Here is an 18,385-nt window from a genome sequence, read left to right as displayed (position 1 = left end):
ATTTGAATTTTTTAGTGATTTTTGTTGAAATCAAGGAAGAAAATGTAGCTTATGTGGTTCATAAGCGAGTATTTATGACGATAAGTTCTATAAAATCATTGCCTGGAACGTGACGGATACGTTGGAGGTTTCCTGCGTGGTGGATACTGTCAAAAAGGCCAAGAAAGGTCGGCACATTTTTCTGCCGTTGGTTTTACACAGTGACCGGGGGAGCCAGTATATTTCCAAAGAATACCAACGCGTCACAGCTGATATACAACTGAGCTGCTTAGCCAAGGCTGCACCATGGGAGAATGCGTGTATCGAGCCCTTTCATGCTCTGATTAAACGGGAATGGTTAAATCGTTTTACTCTCAAAAATTTCACTCATGCCTACCATATGATTTTTGAATACATTGAAACATTCTACAATACAGTTCGAATCCACAGCTATTGCAATTATCTGTCCCTAAATGAATTTGAAACGTTGCATGAACAAGCCGAGAAAAGAAAACGTCGACTCATTAGCTAAAAGCAGAGGGCGTTCTCATTTCAACTTGTCCTAATTCTTGACTTAGGACCAGACAGTCTGATGCACGGTGGTGTGAGAGGTCGGTGAGTGAACTAATCGCTCCCCTCCTACTCGATTGAGTCCTTCATGAGCAATAACTAAGTGGTGAAAGTTGGCTACAGGCTTGGGAGAAAAATTGTATATTTTGAATAATGAAAATTAGGATGATTATTATTCTATACCTGCTACTATTCTATCTATTTATACTGTATAATTATTTTTGAAATAGGTTAATATGCGTAAGGCTTATTCAACAAATATTGGAAAGGTAGGTGTTTTTGCCGTTAAGATTGTTTTCATGTAGTTGTCATAAATGGGGTTAAAATAAGAAAGAAGTGGGGAGAAAAATGAAAAAAAAATTATTTTTGGGGATTAGCTCTTTAATGATACTGAGTACATTATCAGCCGTATCTGCTCAAGCGGTAGAACAACAGTCAGTTTTGAATAAAAATGCTGTATCTGCTGTTTCGACTCAAACAAATGAAAATGTATATCCTGTGTCATTAGAAGAGTATAATAATATTATCAGTATGCGTGATGAATACCGTGAGATTCAAAATGATGCTGTTTCAATAGAGAAATTTATTGAATTACCAGTTCTTCAGGATGGGATTTATACGCTAGGGACTTTCAAAGTTCAGACAACAGAGAATGCTACAAGAAATCTAAATTTCATGCGTAAGCTGGCAGGAGTTTCCGAGATTCCGTATTCTCAGTCTGACTTTGAAACTTCCCAATATGGGGCTGTAGGGATGGCGGCGGCACTATTGCAAAAACACGGACTTGATGATTCGAAGAAACCAGAAGATATGCCTGATAGTTTTTGGGAAAAGGCAAAGCAGGCAACAAATAGTTCAAGTATTCATTCTCATTTTAAAGAGGTGTCTCTAGAGTATCATACACGTGCGTTTATGACTGATTTTGGATATACAAATACCTATGCCGGGCATCGAAGCCATATGCTTGGAATCGCTAATACGAGTGTTGGATTTGGGTATGCGATAGCCAATGGAAATCCAGAATCAGGAATTAAGTATTACACTAGTGTGTATGCAACTCAAAATTATACTTCAATGAGCAGTCGTTACAGTAATGATACAATTGCTTATTGGCCAGCTGAGGGTTTATTTCCATATGAATTGTACAATACTGACAACCCGTATGCAGATGAAGCCTATGCAAACCGTCTGGGCCAGGATTACGAGAAGAATATGCGCTGGACAGTTCATTTTAATCTTTTTGGCTATAGACTAACAGAAAATATAAAGGTAACAATTGAAAATACAGAAACGAATGAATTAACTGTAATGAAGAATGATGATAACAGCGGAGAGTTAACAATAGCTACTGTCAGAGAGAATATGTATGGGAATGATGGATATAATACAGTAATCTTTAGACCCAACAATGATTTTACTGCTGAAAAAAATGTTTTGTATAAGGTAAAGATTGGAGGAATACTCAAAGATGGAAAAGAGTATACTCATGAGTATGAAACAAAATTTGTTGGTTTGGAAGATAACTATGAAATTAGAGCAGAAAAAATAGAATTACCTCAAGCTCTTGAAGTAGAACTAAATCAAGACATTCCGTTAACTGTTACGGTGCTTCCAGAAGAAGCGACAGATAAAACAGTTATTTGGACAACAAGTGACGAATCGATAGCATCTGTGAATGCTCAAGGAGAAGTAACTGGTCTGAAAGAAGGAACTGCCATAATCACAGCTTCAACAAAATCAGGAAAAGTAAAAAGTTCTTGTGTTGTAACAGTGACACCAGAGAAACCAAAAGGGACCTTTGGCACAACTACATGGGTATGGGATAAAGATAGTCAAACAGTGACTTTTAGCGGCGGAGAATTTCCTGTTGGAGATTTTTCTGAACATTACATCAGAGATGATATAGAAAACCATTCATTATTAGGTGGATTGAAAATTAAGAAGATTGTTTTTACAGCACCGGTAAAATTGAATTCCAGAAGCAGCTATATGTTTTCTTCTCTATCTAATCTGGAGGCAATTGAAGGAATTGAGCTTTTGGATACCTCTGAAGTTGTAATGATGAAGTTTATGTTTAGTGGCTGCACTTCATTGAAGAAATTAGATCTAAGCCATTTTGACACTAGTAATGTCTATACTATGAGCAATATGTTTAAGGGGATGAGCCGCTTAACGGAATTAGACCTTAGTAGCTTCAATACTGGCAAAGTTCAGTTTATGGACTCGATGTTTAATAACGTAACAAATTTAACGGAATTAGACTTGAGTCATTTTGATACAAGTAGTGTTTTATCAATGGGTGCAATGTTTGATGGCATGAAGAATCTAACAAGTCTAGATGTAAGCAACTTCAACACAAGTAATGTAAGAGATATGTTTGCCATGTTTGCTTATCTTGAGAAGATTGAACTGTTGGATATAGGTCATTTCGATACTGGTAAAGTAACAAATATGGGTTCTATGTTTGCCAGAACCTATGAATTAAAAAAATTGGATGTCAGCAATTTTAATACAGAAAATGTGAATAATATGGCTGCAATGTTCAGCTATGCACGTAAGCTTTCTGAACTGGATGTGAGTAATTTTGAAACAGGTAAAGTAACAAGTATGTACAGCATGTTCAGAGAAATGCAGGAATTGCAACAAGTAGACGTCAGTAATTTTAAAACTGATAAGGTAACAGATATGTCTCATATGTTTAGAGAAATGACCAAAGTAACCAAAATAGATATGAGCAACTTTGATACAAGGAATGCGAAAAATATGGATGCTATGTTTCTTCATTCCAATAGGATTGAAGAATTAATACTTGGTACAAATTCGAAGTTGAGTACAGTTTCCATAAATTTAAATGAAATAGTCGATGAATTTTATACAGGGAAATGGTTAGGACCGGATGGAGTATCTGTATATGATACGACAAAAGAGTTCATTTTGAATTATGATGGAAGTCAGCCTGGAAAATATGTAAGAGAAAAAATTTAGATTTATAGCTTAATTAGCTAAAATTAAGGAAAAGTTAAATGGGATAAGTCTTTTAAATAAGAAAATGGGACTGTGACAAAAGTAGTCCTAAAATGATCAAAAAAGAAAAATGGTAATCGAAAATCTGTTGAAAGATTTCGATTACCGTTTTTCTTTGTCTTTTCCCCGTGCTCTGGCAGCTAATTTTATCATGTTTAAAGCGAAAATGATAATCCCGGATTCTCTCCGAACCTTCTCCATCCCTCCTACATGATAACGGGTGAAACCCAAACAAGCCTTCATGCATCCAAAAACAGTTTCCGCATCAATCTTTCTGCTAAGTATGATGATTATGTTATTGTTTTCTATTGCAGGTTGTGCCAGCACTGAAAATGGCAAAGACTCCAGTTTATTCAAGTGATTCAGGTAGTGCCAGAGAAATGACTGAAGTTCTACTAAATAATGATGGACAAAATGATTTGAACTATACAGAAGATCTTCCTACAGTGAAATCGAGGATGGTAGAAGCAATAGCACAACGCGAAAGTGATTGTCTTCTTGTTAAAATGAATAAGCTAGTTATTGAAAGCTTCTATGTCTGATTTTAGAATGTAGAAGTTTTTTTTATTTTAAAAATCTTGACAGAATGTTGTTCATTTGATAATATTCAATAACTCAAAACGTAATGATTACGATTTAAGGAAGGTGAATCGTAACCTAATGGGGGATAATCAAATGAAAAAAAACTCATTTTAGGTTCTAGTTTATTGGTAGTTGTCGGTTTGCTCAGTGTTTGTTCATCAAACAAGGAGGATGCTTCAGAAGAAAATCTGCAAATTGTCACTTGCTTTTATCCTGTTTATGATCTTACAAAAAAGATTATGGGTGATGAAGGCGAAGTAGAAATGATAGTTTTAACAGAGGCAGAATTACTTTTAAGATATATATCCCATGTACAGGAGCTTTCAGATATATCCAATATAGCGACCACACGCTCACTGGTATAGAAGAGGAGGTCTATCGTCTTTATTTTGGACGTGAAAAACAAAAGAAACTATAGAAATAATCAGATCATTGGTCCACTTATTATCAGTTAACTTAATAGGGTGGAAATTTGCTCAGGAAATATTGGTTCACTATTAAAAAGAAAAGGAGGAGGAAAATGCGTCAAACGATTATTTTAGAGTGTATTGAAACAGGGGAACGCTTGTATTCCACAAGTAAAAATCAACGAAATACGCCTGGCAGACTAGAGTTGAAAAAATATTCTCAAAAGCTAAGAAGAAAAGCGATTTTTAGAGAAATCAAGAAATGAGGGAAAAGGAACTTGGCTAAGAAATCAAAAGTTGCAAAATATGAAAAGCAAAAGTATTTAGTAGAACACTATGCAGCATTGCGATATGAATTAAAAAAGAAGGGGGATTATGAAGCATTGCGTAAGCTTCCGAGAGATTCGAACCCCAATAGAATGAAGTTAAGAGACCGGATTGATGGAAGACCAAGAGCTTATATGCGTAAGTTTGGTATGTCAAGAATCAATTTTAGACAATTGGCACATCAAGGAAAAATTCCAGGTGTTAAAAAAGCCAGTTGGTAATATAGAAAAGTTAGGAGAGATAGCTAATGCCTATATCAGCAAGGGAAATTTCCCAAAAAAAGAAGCCGTGATGTACCTATTAAAGTTTCAAAGTCTGAAATTTCTTATGACGAAACTTTGAGAGACAATAGGCAAAGTCATCCTATCTCCTTGAAAGGATAGTATAAAGAAAAAAAGTAATCGAATAGCAGGTAAGAATTTCAGATGGACATTCAAGGCATGGATCAGCTTATTTAGTCCAATATGACGACTTGTGAAGCAAAAGAAAATAAGAATGAGCTGATCATCATTGGACAGAATTTAAGTGAGGAAACGTTTATAGACTTATAGGCTTTTCAAAAAAATTAGTTGAGAAATCAGCAAAATATAAGGATTTAAGCTTCCACATAAGGAGGAAAATATGGAAAAAACAGATTTATCGAGTGCATATCGACGATTAAAAAGTCCGAATATCAAGACGCGTAAACGAGCATTAAAAATTATTAAAGAGACGAAAAGAAATAAACTAAGAAGATAGCGCTGTAGATACTTCAATGCAAATTATTGTGTTGGAGTATTCATTTTAACTACTCCTAGATATTCAGGCAAAGGAGTATGCAAATGAAAGAAAATATGGAAAATCCTTGAAAATATTTACTAAACATGATTAAATGATAATGATAATCATTCTCAATTGGATTTTGTTAAAATAAATGAAAGGAGTTAAATGAATGAAAAACGAATCAGTTTTAATCCGATACATTAAACAAAAAAAAGGATTGCTGTCAATCTCGGGAATTTTAGCAACATTAGCGACCGTGGTACAATTTATACCATTTTATTGTATTTATAAGATTATCGAATTATTGATGCTGGGAAACTATTCGGCGAATAGTCTTATTCATTGGAGTTTGATATCAATGGGAAGTGTTTTAGCCGGAATGGTTCTACTTTATGCCTCTGCCATGTGTTCTCATATTGCGGCTTTTGATATTTTATATGAAATTCGTATGGATATTTTACAGCACTTATCTAAGCTTTCTATGGGTTTTTTCAATCAGAAATCCAGTGGACAATTAATGAAGATTATTGATCAGTGTGTTGAGAAGATGGAGTCCTTTATTGCTCATCAAATTCCAGACATTGTTTCTGCTTTAATTTTTCCCTTTATTTATCTTGGATTGATGATCACGATAGATTGGCGTTTAGGGTTGATTTCCCTGATTCCGCTTTTTTTAGCAGTTGGGATGTATTCTTATCTTATGGGACAAAGTATGAAGGGAAACAAGGTGAAGGAATATCATGATGCATTAGAAGCGATGAACAGTAATGGTGTGGAATATGTTCGGGCGATGCCGGCAGTCAAAATTTTTGGGTTGTCTGTGGACAACTTCAAACGATTTCATCAAAGTATCAAAGATTATCGAACCTTAGTAATGGGATGGTCACAAGAATTTCGCTCAGGTTATGTGCTGTTTACTACATTAATATCCTCTGTTGTCTTATTCGTAATGCCTTTTGGGGCTTTTTTAATCAGTCAAAACCCTCAGGATAAGTCGTTAGCTTTGACTGTCATGCTATTCATTATTTTAGCTTCGGGCACTACTGGGCCCTTCATGAAGTTGATGTATGCAGCTGCCACTTTTAGCAATGTAAATGAAGGCGTTAAGCGGGTGGATGAAATTTTTGCTGAATCGCCTGTAAAAGAAATCCAAACAGAGGGTACATTTTTTAATAATACTATTGCTTTTGAAAATGTTTCCTTTGCTTATACAGAAGGGAACCAGATTTTGAAACAAGTCAGCTTTGAGTTGAAGCCGAATACAATGAATGCGCTGGTAGGACCTTCCGGTGGAGGGAAAAGTACCATTGCACAGCTGCTTTTGAGATTCTATGAGCCGTCAGAAGGTACAATCAAAATTGGGAATAAGGATATCCGTGAGGTTACCATTGACACATTGATGCATGAAGTCTCTTTTGTTTTTCAGGATGTCACCTTGTTTAATGATACCGTTGAAGAAAATATTCGAATGGGAAACAAGGAGGCTAGCTTAGAAGAGGTTATGCATATGGCTCATCTGGCACGCTGTAATGAATTTATCCAAGAATTACCTAATGGCTATGCAACAAAGATTGGAGAAGACGGTGTTTATTTATCTAAAGGTGAGGCACAGAGAATTTCCATTGCTCGTGCTCTTTTAAAAAATGCGCCAATCCTTGTTTTAGATGAGGCGACAGCTTATGCGGATGCAGAAAACGAAGTATATATTCAACAGGCAATTAATGAGCTGGTCAAAGGGAAAACAGTGTTGATTATTGCTCATCGTTTATGGACCATTCAACATGTGGATCAAATCCTTGTTTGTAATAAAGGGGAAATTCAGGCAAGTGGGACGCATCAAGAATTGCTTTCAACTAATCCCTTATATTATAGGCTATGGACTATTAATGAAGAAACAAAGGACTGGGAGGTAAAGTAAGATGCGAAAAATGATTTATAATATTACTTCTGGAGAACCCCAAAATTTAGTTCAATCTACTATTTGGGCAACATTGGAATCCTCTGTAAGACTGATACCTCCTATCATTGCTTTTTATGGGATTTCTGAATTATTTGAAGCCTACCAGCAAAATCGGTTGTTAAATACAAAACTATATTTTTATTTGATTTTTGCCAGCTTTGTTTGGTTTTTGCTTCAACTCCTTATATCCACTGTTACGTATGATAAAGAGTATATTGCTGCTTATGAGGTTTCGGAAAAAGGTCGCACAAAACTGGCGAATCATCTGCGTAAATTATCATTGGGCTTTCTAGACAGTCGAGATCCTGGAGATCTCACAACAATGATGCTGGGGGATTACACGCTATTGGAAACGGCTGTTTCTCATATTGTTCCGCAAGCAGTATCTGCACTTATTCTTTTAGGGATTGCTTTTGTTTCTCTTTGTCTGATTGACTGGAAAATGACCATATGCTTATATGCTATGCTGCCCATTGCATTATTAGTGATAAAAGGTTCTAATATGCTAATGAATAAGCTGGGAGCCCAGCATATTCAAGCAAAGGTTGAGAGTGCTTCAAGACTACAGGAATATTTACAGGGAATTAAGGAAATTAAAGCTTACTCTTTAGGTGGAGAACAGTTTACCAGAATTCAAAAAGCATTTAATACACTGCGAAAAGAATCGATTCGGCTTGAAGGGGTACTGGGCCCAGTTGTGATGGTTTCTATTTCGCTGCTTAGAATGGGGCTGCCAATTTTAGTTTTTATGGGCTCTTATTTATTGGCACAAAAAAGCATTACAGAATCTATCTTTTTAGCTTTTATCGTTGTGGCTAGTCGGATTTATGATCCCTTTACAGCGTTAATGATGAATTATACTGAAATGCGTTATGCATTGATCAGCGGCGAACGAATCATGGCTATTCGCAATCAGCCGGAAGTTGAAGGAAGTGAAAAACTGGGCGATGATTACACTATTCGATTTAAGAATGTGGGTTTTGCTTATAAGGAAGAGGCGGTACTGAAAAATATTGATTTAGACATTCATCCAAAAACCTTAACTGCTTTGGTAGGTCCTTCTGGGAGCGGCAAATCAACCATCGTAAAATTGCTTGCTCGTTTTTATGATGTGAACGAAGGAGCCATTGAAATTGGTGGTAAAAACTTAAAAATGATTGATCCGGAAAATCTTTATTCCCATTTATCAATGGTTTTTCAAGATGTTTATCTTTTTAAAGATACTATTTTAAATAATATTTGTGTGGGAAATCAACATGCCAGCTTTGAGGAAGTGATGGAAGCTGCAAAAAAAGCGCATTGTCATGAGTTTATTAGCGAGCTGCCAGATGGCTATGATACGTTAGTTGGGGAAGGCGGTTCGACGCTGTCCGGTGGTGAAAAGCAGCGGGTCAGTATTGCACGGGCTTTTTTAAAGCAATCAGAAATTATTCTGCTGGATGAAGCAACAGCTGCTTTAGATTTAGAAAATGAAGCCGGCGTTCAACAGGCAATCAAAAAACTGGTAGAAGATAAAACAGTGGTTGTCATTGCACACCGCTTAAAAACAATTATGAATGCCGATAGGATCGTGGTGTTGGACAAAGGAACAGTCAAAGCACAGGGGACACACGATGAGCTTTATCAACAGTGTGAGCTTTACCATAGGCTGGTAGACATGCAGAATGAAGCCGCAAATTGGAAATTTAGTAATAATTAGCTGATATCAAAAAGTAGTAAAGCTAGTTTGATTGCTTATTAATGATAAAGGAGATGTATACAAATGAAAAAGAAGACTACGGCTTCACTTGCTTCAAAGGATTATTTAACAATCGGCTTATATACCTTAGTACAATTTGTCATAGTGATGACTTTATCAATGGTAACGGTTCCTTTTCTTTTATGGCTATATCCTTATGCAACAGCCTTTGTTCTGTTTTTTACCTGCCCGATTTACTTATTAATAGCTTTTAAAGTAGGGAAAAAAGGAACTTTGTTAATTTTTGGTGCAGTTAACGGCTTATTTTATGCGATTATGGGAACGATTTATGTGCTGCCATTTACATTAATCGGCGCACTGATTGGTGAATTTATTTTGGCAAAAACTAAAGGATATCGTAAATTGACAGCCCAGACTGCAGCTTTTACTATTTATAATTTATTTTACGGCTTTTCAAATTACATTATATTGGCAATTTCTGCCGATTATTACTTTTCTACTATGCAAATTGAGGGAATTTTGTTAGAGGCATATACAAAATATATGATAACACCATTTTGGATTTTCATTTCTATTATGGCGCTAATTATGGCAATTAGCTTGGGCTGTTTATTTGGTTATCATTTATTAAGAAAGCATTTTATTAAAGCGGGGATTATTTCTCCTGTAAATTAAGTATTTGATTTGTAATGGGAAGCAATAAGCTCTGCTTCCTCTCTAACATGAAATGAAGGAGAAGATGATGAAAGGTAGTATTGATCCAAAAATTCAGTTTCTTATACTGATTGCTCAAAGTATTCTTGTCTTGGCTGCAAATGTAAATCAATTGATTTTATTAAATATTTTTGGCTTATTTTATTTAATTTATAATGGCTTTTTTAAAACAGCGGCTAAAATAGCTGTGTTAGTCTCAATAACAATAGGACTTCATTTATATATAGTGACTGCAGAACAACAATGGTTAAAATATATCGGTTTTTTTAGCTTTATGTTTTTAAGATTTGGACCGGTCTTAATGATAGCCAGAGTCCTGCAGGATGTTCCTGCTGGGCGGCTAATGTCTGCACTGCAATCCTTAAAATTACCGAAAAATTTTAGTGTTACCTTAGCAGTAGTATTAAGATTTTTTCCAACTATCAGGCAAGAAAACAGTATAATCCAACTCTCCGCTAAATTGCGAGGATTATCCTTTTCACAGCCTAAAAATTGGCTGCATCCTTTAAAAACCTTTGAACACACGTTTGTTCCTTTGATGATGAGAACCATGAAAATAACAGACGAATTGACTGTCTCCGCAATGACTAAAGGAATTGAGTATCCTGGACAGCGAACTTCTATTTATCAAAGCCGGATTACCATAAAAGATCTTAGCATGGTGTTGTTTTTTATCGGCTATGTATTCAATGTATTTGTATTCAAAGTTTGGAGGCTCTAAAATGAACAATCCCATAATTAGATTGAAAGAAATTTCATTTTGCTACGGAGCTGAGGGGCATCAGTTGAAGGATATTTCTCTAGATATTGCTGAGGGAGAATGTGTGCTGATGACAGGACCTTCAGGCTGCGGGAAAACAACATTAACTCGTTTGCTTAATGGGCTAATACCACATTATTACGATGGAGAACTTTCAGGAAGTTTCTATTTAAAGGAGAAAAATGTAAAGAATCTAGAGGTATGGGAGTATGGAGAACTTATAGGAAGTATTTTTCAAGATGCACGCTCTCAGTTCTTTACTTCCAATGTTTTAGATGAGCTCGCTTTTGCCTCTGAAAATTATTGCCTTGATTTACAATTGATTAATAGTCGAGTAAATAGGGTTCTTGAGGTAAATCAAATTGCGTATTTAAAGGAACAAAAGTTAGACAGGCTTTCAAGTGGAGAAAAACAAAAAATTGCGATGAGTGCGGTAGAAGTTCATGGACCTGAACTTTTTGTTTTGGATGAGCCGTCAGCTAATCTTGATCATCAGGGGAGTCTACAATTAACTAAAGCCTTGCACAAGCTAAAAAAGGAGGGAAAAACAATTATAGTGGCTGACCATCGAATCTGCTATTTAATGGATGTAGTAGACCGAATCATTTATATGGCAGATGGGAAATTGATTCAGCAGTGGGGCAGAGAGGAATTTCAACAGCTGTCTAAAGAAACATTAGACAATTTAGGAATTCGTGAAAAGCAGGAGATCATAATCACAGAAATTTTGAAAAAACAGGACAAGGAGAATATAGAGAAGTCTCCTTTTTTGGAACTTTCAGATGTGGCTATTGGGCATCATCGTTTTTCTCCCAAGCTGCTCAGTAATATTAGTTTACAGCTGAACAAAGGAGATATTTTATTATTAACTGGAAAAAATGGTTTGGGAAAAACAACCTTGGTCCGTACTCTTTGTGGTTTAAATCATGAAAGGGGTGGGCAGATTTTCATTGATGGCAAGCAATCAGCTATGAAAAAAAGACGAGAAAAATGCTGGTTTGTATTGCAGGATGCTGATTACCAGTTATTTTCTGATAGTGTATTAAATGAGTTACTACTGGGGATTAAACATGATGCTGCAAATCTGAAAAAAGCAGAGAAGCTTTTAAAAGACTTAGGATTGATAGAAGTTAGAGAACAACATCCAGCAACACTTTCTGGCGGACAAAAACAAAGATTAGTTTTTGCAGTAGGATTGATGAGAGAACCGGAGCTGTTGATATTGGATGAACCAACTTCTGGCTTGGATGCTGGCAATATGCTTCGTGTGCAGCAGATGATTTTAGATTATGCTAAACAGGGACTGTCTTTTCTGATTGTCACACATGATTTTGAATTTGCCAGAGGGTTTGGACAAAGAACAATTCAACTTATGGGAAATTAGTTTTTTTAAGTTCTGCATCATTTAAAAAAATCCGTATTCTGGGAGTAATTTTTCTATTAAAATGCAACTTCATGAATCGTTGTGGTCAAGCATTCGGACAGTGAGCCGCAAGCGATTCTACTGTGAAAAGCGGCTGCCCGATTTCATTGCTGAATTGAGTCAAATAAACGGCAGCTGTTCTTTTAAAACAGCTGCTGATTCCTGATTTTCCTTTGATATTTCGGAAATTCTTGACTATCCGATTTTCTCGTTTTTTACTAGCTCAAACATAAAGTGAGTGGGACAGCAATAAAGTTCCAAACGCTCTTCGTATCTAACTCTAAATAAATGGCGGTATAAAAGCAAAAATTCTTTTTGCAACGAGTAACCGCAGGAGCAACTCCTTCGGAATTAAGCCAAATAATACTGAAAATATGAGGCGCCCAGGTCCTTCACCGAGTAGGTAACAGGACTTCATCTACTCTGCTAAAGTAATCCTGGTGAAGCCTGTCAACTCTTGTATGTTTCATGCGTCGAAGTTGATGTGATCGCAGCACAGCGGAGTGTATCCATTCACAGCTAATCATTTTATGACTAGTGTTCCTTGTCAATTTTCGGAGCTGATTGCTTTTGTCTCGATCTCAAACGTTCTCTTACCAGGCTGCCCTTATTAAACAGCAATAGAGTGGAGTAATGTATGGACAAAGTCTTAGTATATTGATGATATTAAAAATTATCCAGGTCTTTAAACCAAGAAACGTGGAGCATATCCAATAGTAACATATGAGACCAAACAAAGTAGGGCTTGTAAAATAAGCATACATATGAAATAATTGATAATGAGAATCATTCTCAATTGAGAGAGGGGAACAGAAGTATGATTAAATTTTATGACACTTGGTGGCAGGAAGGAAGTAAGGGGGATCAAGATATGGAGGACAGTCACCAAACAGGATGGCAAAATGTCATAGGTCTAATAGACAGGGATGATGTATTAGACCGGGATATTTTAGATTTTGGGTGTAATCAAGGTGGTTTTTTAAGGAAATTATATGATGAAATTCCTTTCCACAGTGCTTATGGAATTGATTTGGCAAAGCAAGCAATAAAAACAGCAAATCAGCGTGCAGGTACTTATCCGATCTGCTATGTCCAAACGGGAGAAGCAAGAGCGCTGAAGCAAAAGTTTCATACAATAATTAGTACCTCAGTATTGTACTTAATCAAAGATTTAGATAATCATTTTTCAATGATGTCAGATGTCTTAAATGAACAGGGTGTCTACTATGCTTTGTTTACAGATCAATCTAAGAATCCAAGCTTTGAGTATATGAGGGGTAAAATTGATCGTTTTGGAGCAACCAAAATGCAAAATAAAACGTTAACAGAAGTTGTGGATAGTTTAGTTAAAAATGGTTTTTCAGTTGAGCTGCGTAAAGAGTATACAAGTACAATTTATGATGTTACTAATTATCATGATTTTTATTTAACCGTGGATGACTATATTCTTTCTTGTGAAAGTTCATACTTGATTAAAGCTACTAAGAAAGGGGTGCAGCTATGAAGAAACTATCAGTAATAGGGGTAATTATGATCCTCTTTTCTTTGGTATTGACTGGCTGTAATGGTACAAATAAAGAATCGTCCAATGAGAATAATCAGGAAGCAGAGACTGTCAATATTGCTATCTCGGATGAACCAAAAGCTGAACAATTAGATGCAACTACCTACAATTCTTCAATGGCGATTTACAGTGCAGTCTATGAACCTTTAGTGGAGTATGATGAAAAAGGAGCTTTTAAGCCGGGACTAGCTGCTTCTTGGGAAATTTCTGAAGATGGCAAAAAATATATTTTTTATCTGAATGAAAAAGTAAAATTCTCAGATGGCAGCCCAGTTGATGCAGAAGCAGTTAAATTTACTATTGAACGGGCAAAGTTTAATAACGAAATAAGCTCACTGCAATTGCTTTCTAATTTAGAAAAAATTGAAGTGATAGATGAACAAACAATCGAACTAACATTCACTGAGATTTCTAATCAGATATTAGCAGAGCTGTGCCAGACACGCCCATTAAGAATTATGAGTCCTCACTCCGTTGAAGAGGAGAAGGTATCGGGAAAATTCATAGAAGCGATTGGTTCAGGTGCATTTATGATCAAAGAAAGTTCTGCTGAACACGTGTTAATGATACCAAATCCTTATTACAATGATGAGAATCCTGTGAATTACCAAATAAACTTTAAGATGATCGAAGATGGAAGCTCAAGAACTTTGGCTTTAAAGAGTGGCGAAGCTGATATTATTGGCGGAACACTGGGAGCAGTAACAGATAGTGATATAGGTTCTTTTGAATCAGACACTGAGTATAATGTAGTAGAGTTTGAAGGGACGATGTCGCATTTTCTAGCGTTTAATCCTGATAATCAAGAATTAAATACAACCCTTCGGAATGTGATTGAGCTGGCAATTGATAAAGCTTCTTTATCGGATAAGGAACTTGTAGGGTTATTTCGTGAAAATGTACAGTATGTTTCTGAAGTAAATCAAAAAGCCGTTACTTATGACATTGAAAAGGCAATGAGCATACTTGAAAGCGAAGGATACGCTAAAAATAAAGCAGGTTACTATGAAAAAGATCATCAGGAGCTTTCTTTTGATTTAGTGATTCAAACAACTGAATTCCCAGAATGGAAACAGCAGGCGGAATTACTTGAAAATGATTTGAAAAAAGCGGGTATTAAAATCAATATAACTATTTTGGACAGAGAAGGTTATTATGATGCTTTATGGAAAACGAAGGAATATGATTTGATTTTTTATCGAACTTATACAGACGCATTGCTGCCTTATAATTTTTTGAATTCACTCTATCATAATACAGAGGAAGAACATGGTGTGTTAGCTAATGATGAGGTGCTGTCTCAGTTATTGGATGAGTTTGGTCAAGTCATTGATGAACAGCAAAAACAACAAATAGCTGATAAATTATTTAAACGTATCTCAGATGAAACCTTGGCGATTCCAATTGATTACAAAGATGAAAAATTTGTAGTCTCCGATAAAATTTCAGAATTTTCTTATTCTGGTTTATCTGATTCTCCGATTGATTATAAAAATTTAATGGTGAAGTAAAATGAAGAAAAGGTTTCTGTTGAAGAAAACTTTGCATTTACTGATAAGTCTATTGTTTTTTACTGGTTTGTTATACGGATTATTATATGTATCGACGGGTGATCCGGCACTGGGGGTTTTGCGCAGGTCGGGAGGACAGAATGTCTCGCTGAAAACAATTGAAGAAACAAGAAGGAAGCTAGGAATTGATGGTAATTTTTTTGAACAGTATTTTCATTGGCTGGGGAATATTTTAAAAGGCGATTTCGGCTATTCTTTTATGACGAATGTGCCTGTTCTTCAGATCATTGGCGAAAAGGCAAGTGTGACCTTTAAATTATTAGGGATTTCTTTTATCTTTAGTACAATCATTTCTTTAGGAAGTGGAAGTATTATTGGCAATTTTTCCTCTTTAAAGTGGGTTCAGCAGATTCTTTCTGTGGTATTGTCTTTTCCTATCTATTGGTTATCCCTTGTTCTCATTTTTATTTTAGGTGTTCAATTAAAATGGCTGCCATTTGTTGGCAGTAATTCTGGAAAGCACCTTATTTTGCCTGTGATGGTTATTTGCCTTTCTGAAGGAAGCTATTTGACAAAAATGGTCAGCGATTTGATTACTCTGGTCAGTGGTAGTGAATCACAAAGGATTGCAAAATTTAGAGGGGTAAAATGGTATTATCGCTTTTCCTATCAATTAAAAGAGTCTTTTGTACCCTTAATCTCTCTATATGGCAACAGCTTTACACATTTATTTGGCGGTACAGTAATGGTAGAAATCATTTTTAGCATTGCTGGATTAGGGAAGCTGTTAATGGAAGCTATTTCTACTAGAGATTATCCTGTTATCCAAGGAATTACGCTCTTTGTTGCTTGCAGTACGTTTTTACTTAATTATATAGTGGATGTTTTCATTCAAAAGGTGGATAGTCGTATACAGATCAATCAAGGGGGAGCTAAATGAAAAAGCGAGTCATTATTATTTTAGTCATCTGCCTGGCTGGTTGGCTTGTTATCAAGCATTTGAAAGACCCTTATGCGATTAACAAAATTGAAAGCTTGCAGGGGATAAGCTGGCGTCATGTATTTGGTACTGACTATTTAGGGAGAGATTTATTTAGTCGAATTGTGCACGGCAGTGTTTACTCTTTGTATATCGCTTTTCTTGCGCTGACAGGTGTTGTTATTATTAGTTTGCTGTTGGGCAGCTTAGCTGGCTGTATAGGAGGAAGAGCAGATACAAGTATAATGATTTTAGCTGATAGCTTGATTAGTATACCGTCCTTGATTTTAGCTTTGGTTTTTGCAGGTCTTTTTTCTAATTCAATTTCCACAGTAATGGTTGCTTTAGTGATAAGCTGGTCAGGAAAATATATTCGTTATGTCCGCAATTTAGTCTTGAATATTAAGAAAGAGGAGTTCATTCTTTTTGCACCTTTACGAGGCTCTTTTGGGAGTCATGCGTTTCTTCACCATATTATTCCTAATATGATGGCTGAGCTGTTTTCTCTATTTACGACTGACTTAGGCAAGATGGTTTTAAGTATTTCTGGTCTTTCGTTTTTAGGGATTGGTGCACAGCCGCCAACACCTGAACTAGGAACTATTCTTTTTGATGGAAAGGCGTATTTCTTTACTGCCCCGCAGCTCTTTATTTTCCCTGGAATAATTATTGCGATGATTGTACTTGTTACACAATCCATAAGTCGGCAAATAAATAAGTACTGGGAGGTAAATAATGATTGAATTAACAGAATGTTCAATTACCGCTGAACAAGGTAAATTATTAGATTCCATTTCTTTAAAAGTTCCCAAAGGTGCTTATTTCTGTTTGATTGGTGAAAGCGGGGGTGGGAAAACATTGTTAGGTAAAATGATTTTGGGAATTTTACCCCCCAATTTAAAAGTTAGCGGCAAAATAAATTGTGATCGTAAAAAAATGGAGATTATCCTGCAAAACCCCCTTGGAAGTTTGCAGAGTAATAGTAGGATTGACTCACAATTTCATCATTTACTAAAATCAAAAGGAATGAAGAATAAAGAAGATCGAAAAATGAAGATGTTCCAAGCGTTAAGCCGGGTTGGTTTTACAGCTATTCAAGAGATTGCTGCTAAACGTCCTTATCAATTAAGCGGCGGTATGTGTCAAAAGGCAGCTTTAGCAATGGCACTGATTTCACAACCGGAAATAATTATTGCAGACGAAGCAACTAGTGCACTGGATGAACAAAGTCAGGAAACAATTTTACAACTGCTAAGTAACATTTATTTAGAAAAGCAGCTGACTATTTTTTTCATTACACATGATTTATCTATTGCTAAAGCATACAGTACTCACCTGGGTGTTATGCAAAATGGACAACTAATAGAAGTTGGTCTGACAGAGCAGGTACTAAATCATCCTACAGAAAATTATACGAAGGAGTTGATCGGAATTTTTGAACAAGACGACTCATTTATTACAGGTAAGCAATTTAACTAAAAAGTTTAACAATCAATTACTATTTAAAGCTCTTGATTTTGTGATTGACAACAATCAGTGGGTCGGGATCGAAGGTGAGAATGGTATGGGAAAATCAACACTAGTCAAGATGATAATGGGGCTGGAACACTATTCTGAAGGTAAAATTTATTTTAACGGGCAAACCATTGCTGAACTGACTAGACAAAAATGGTACCAAGAGATTCAGCTAGTTCCTCAATATACCAGAAGGTCTCTGGACCCAACGAAAACGATTAAGCAAATATTGGTTGAGCCATTAAAAAGGTTTAAATTGGTTGAGCGTGGAAAGTATCAGCTGAAAATAGAAGAACTTTTGGATGTATGCAATTTACCAGCTGGACTGTTAGATAAAAGACCAGGGGAAATCAGCGGGGGACAATATCAAAGGTGTTGTCTTGTCTTAGCTTTATTAGTACAGCCTAAGTTGTTAATCTGTGATGAAGCAACAGCCGGTTTAGATAAAATTAATGAATTAAGGATGATTCAGCTCATAAAAAAGCAAAAGGAAATGGCTGTTTTATTTATTTCTCATAATAAAAAGTTGTTAACAGAGGTCTGTGATCAACGAGTCCATCTAAAAAATTTTAAATGATGTAAAATAAGTTGTTCAATTAATTGAAGTAC

Annotated in this window: 18 protein-coding genes; all 18 read left to right on the top strand. The window is 35.8% G+C overall.

Annotation, left to right across the window (positions count from 1 at the left end; genetic code table 11):
- The first annotated feature begins 136 nt into the window (after positions 1–136).
- Positions 137–511 carry an integrase core domain-containing protein gene (locus tag LI954_RS11340; protein WP_229444520.1) on the top strand — a complete coding sequence of 125 codons (375 nt, stop codon included), beginning with the start codon at positions 137–139 and terminating at the stop codon, positions 509–511.
- A gap of 386 nt (positions 512–897) precedes the next feature.
- Positions 898–3,534, top strand: a complete 2,637-nt coding sequence (locus LI954_RS11335) for a BspA family leucine-rich repeat surface protein (RefSeq protein WP_229444519.1) — start codon at positions 898–900, stop codon at positions 3,532–3,534.
- 371 nt (positions 3,535–3,905) lie between these two features.
- Complete coding sequence (locus tag LI954_RS11325; protein ID WP_229444518.1) at positions 3,906–4,115, top strand: hypothetical protein; 210 nt, start codon at positions 3,906–3,908, stop codon at positions 4,113–4,115.
- A gap of 165 nt (positions 4,116–4,280) precedes the next feature.
- Positions 4,281–4,520, top strand: a complete 240-nt coding sequence (locus LI954_RS11320; protein WP_229444517.1) for a hypothetical protein — start codon at positions 4,281–4,283, stop codon at positions 4,518–4,520.
- Positions 4,521–4,675: 155 nt separating this feature from the next.
- The gene (gene rpmG / locus LI954_RS11315; protein ID WP_202068725.1) at positions 4,676–4,828 is read left to right on the top strand and encodes a 50S ribosomal protein L33; all 153 of its coding nucleotides are present in this window, start codon (positions 4,676–4,678) and stop codon (positions 4,826–4,828) included.
- A 12-nt stretch (positions 4,829–4,840) separates the two neighbouring features.
- The gene (gene rpsN / locus LI954_RS11310; protein ID WP_229441152.1) at positions 4,841–5,110 is read left to right on the top strand and encodes a 30S ribosomal protein S14; all 270 of its coding nucleotides are present in this window, start codon (positions 4,841–4,843) and stop codon (positions 5,108–5,110) included.
- Positions 5,111–5,510: 400 nt separating this feature from the next.
- Complete coding sequence (locus LI954_RS11305; RefSeq protein ID WP_202068722.1) at positions 5,511–5,627, top strand: putative metal homeostasis protein; 117 nt, start codon at positions 5,511–5,513, stop codon at positions 5,625–5,627.
- Between the two features lie 193 nt (positions 5,628–5,820).
- Positions 5,821–7,569: an ABC transporter ATP-binding protein gene (locus LI954_RS11300; protein WP_229444516.1), complete on the top strand. Its 1,749-nt coding sequence runs from the start codon at positions 5,821–5,823 to the stop codon at positions 7,567–7,569.
- A gap of 1 nt (position 7,570) precedes the next feature.
- Entirely contained in the window at positions 7,571–9,310 is a 1,740-nt protein-coding gene (locus tag LI954_RS11295) for an ABC transporter ATP-binding protein (RefSeq protein WP_229444515.1), read from the top strand.
- Between the two features lie 63 nt (positions 9,311–9,373).
- The gene (locus LI954_RS11290; RefSeq protein ID WP_202068717.1) at positions 9,374–9,985 is read left to right on the top strand and encodes an MptD family putative ECF transporter S component; all 612 of its coding nucleotides are present in this window, start codon (positions 9,374–9,376) and stop codon (positions 9,983–9,985) included.
- A gap of 64 nt (positions 9,986–10,049) precedes the next feature.
- A complete protein-coding gene (locus tag LI954_RS11285) occupies positions 10,050–10,745 on the top strand; it encodes an energy-coupling factor transporter transmembrane component T (RefSeq protein WP_229444514.1) in 696 nt (231 codons plus the stop codon).
- A gap of 1 nt (position 10,746) precedes the next feature.
- On the top strand, positions 10,747–12,168 hold the full coding sequence (locus tag LI954_RS11280) for an ABC transporter ATP-binding protein (protein WP_229444513.1): 1,422 nt from the start codon (positions 10,747–10,749) through the stop codon (positions 12,166–12,168).
- Between the two features lie 856 nt (positions 12,169–13,024).
- Entirely contained in the window at positions 13,025–13,711 is a 687-nt protein-coding gene (locus tag LI954_RS11275; RefSeq protein ID WP_229444512.1) for a class I SAM-dependent methyltransferase, read from the top strand.
- Positions 13,708–15,282: an ABC transporter substrate-binding protein gene (locus LI954_RS11270; protein WP_229444511.1), complete on the top strand. Its 1,575-nt coding sequence runs from the start codon at positions 13,708–13,710 to the stop codon at positions 15,280–15,282. The genes LI954_RS11275 and LI954_RS11270 overlap by 4 nt, the downstream gene beginning before the upstream one ends.
- A gap of 1 nt (position 15,283) precedes the next feature.
- Positions 15,284–16,222 carry an ABC transporter permease gene (locus tag LI954_RS11265; RefSeq protein ID WP_229444510.1) on the top strand — a complete coding sequence of 313 codons (939 nt, stop codon included), beginning with the start codon at positions 15,284–15,286 and terminating at the stop codon, positions 16,220–16,222.
- Positions 16,219–17,004: an ABC transporter permease gene (locus tag LI954_RS11260; RefSeq protein ID WP_229441146.1), complete on the top strand. Its 786-nt coding sequence runs from the start codon at positions 16,219–16,221 to the stop codon at positions 17,002–17,004. The genes LI954_RS11265 and LI954_RS11260 overlap by 4 nt, the downstream gene beginning before the upstream one ends.
- Positions 16,997–17,740, top strand: a complete 744-nt coding sequence (locus tag LI954_RS11255; RefSeq protein ID WP_229441145.1) for an ATP-binding cassette domain-containing protein — start codon at positions 16,997–16,999, stop codon at positions 17,738–17,740. Before LI954_RS11260 ends, LI954_RS11255 begins: the two co-directional genes overlap by 8 nt.
- Complete coding sequence (locus tag LI954_RS11250) at positions 17,697–18,353, top strand: ATP-binding cassette domain-containing protein (protein ID WP_202068703.1); 657 nt, start codon at positions 17,697–17,699, stop codon at positions 18,351–18,353. Before LI954_RS11255 ends, LI954_RS11250 begins: the two co-directional genes overlap by 44 nt.
- Positions 18,354–18,385 lie beyond the last annotated feature (32 nt).

The organism is Enterococcus sp. CWB-B31, assembly GCF_020567645.1.
In the GTDB taxonomy this organism is placed as follows: domain Bacteria; phylum Bacillota; class Bacilli; order Lactobacillales; family Enterococcaceae; genus Enterococcus_L.
This window is presented reverse-complemented; position numbering and strand designations above follow the sequence as displayed.

Bases quoted from the DNA above. Each gene is read 5' to 3' on its own strand.
- LI954_RS11300 (WP_229444516.1), top strand. From the start codon at position 5,821: ATGAAAAACGAATCAGTTTTAATCCGATACATTAAACAAAAAAAAGGA.
- LI954_RS11265 (WP_229444510.1), top strand. From the start codon at position 15,284: ATGAAGAAAAGGTTTCTGTTGAAGAAAACTTTGCATTTACTGATAAGT.
- LI954_RS11335 (WP_229444519.1), top strand. From the start codon at position 898: ATGAAAAAAAAATTATTTTTGGGGATTAGCTCTTTAATGATACTGAGT.
- LI954_RS11280 (WP_229444513.1), top strand. From the start codon at position 10,747: ATGAACAATCCCATAATTAGATTGAAAGAAATTTCATTTTGCTACGGA.
- LI954_RS11260 (WP_229441146.1), top strand. From the start codon at position 16,219: ATGAAAAAGCGAGTCATTATTATTTTAGTCATCTGCCTGGCTGGTTGG.
- LI954_RS11290 (WP_202068717.1), top strand. From the start codon at position 9,374: ATGAAAAAGAAGACTACGGCTTCACTTGCTTCAAAGGATTATTTAACA.
- rpmG (WP_202068725.1), top strand. From the start codon at position 4,676: ATGCGTCAAACGATTATTTTAGAGTGTATTGAAACAGGGGAACGCTTG.
- LI954_RS11295 (WP_229444515.1), top strand. From the start codon at position 7,571: ATGCGAAAAATGATTTATAATATTACTTCTGGAGAACCCCAAAATTTA.
- LI954_RS11305 (WP_202068722.1), top strand. From the start codon at position 5,511: ATGGAAAAAACAGATTTATCGAGTGCATATCGACGATTAAAAAGTCCG.
- LI954_RS11270 (WP_229444511.1), top strand. From the start codon at position 13,708: ATGAAGAAACTATCAGTAATAGGGGTAATTATGATCCTCTTTTCTTTG.
- LI954_RS11325 (WP_229444518.1), top strand. From the start codon at position 3,906: ATGGCAAAGACTCCAGTTTATTCAAGTGATTCAGGTAGTGCCAGAGAA.
- LI954_RS11275 (WP_229444512.1), top strand. From the start codon at position 13,025: ATGATTAAATTTTATGACACTTGGTGGCAGGAAGGAAGTAAGGGGGAT.
- LI954_RS11285 (WP_229444514.1), top strand. From the start codon at position 10,050: ATGATGAAAGGTAGTATTGATCCAAAAATTCAGTTTCTTATACTGATT.
- LI954_RS11255 (WP_229441145.1), top strand. From the start codon at position 16,997: ATGATTGAATTAACAGAATGTTCAATTACCGCTGAACAAGGTAAATTA.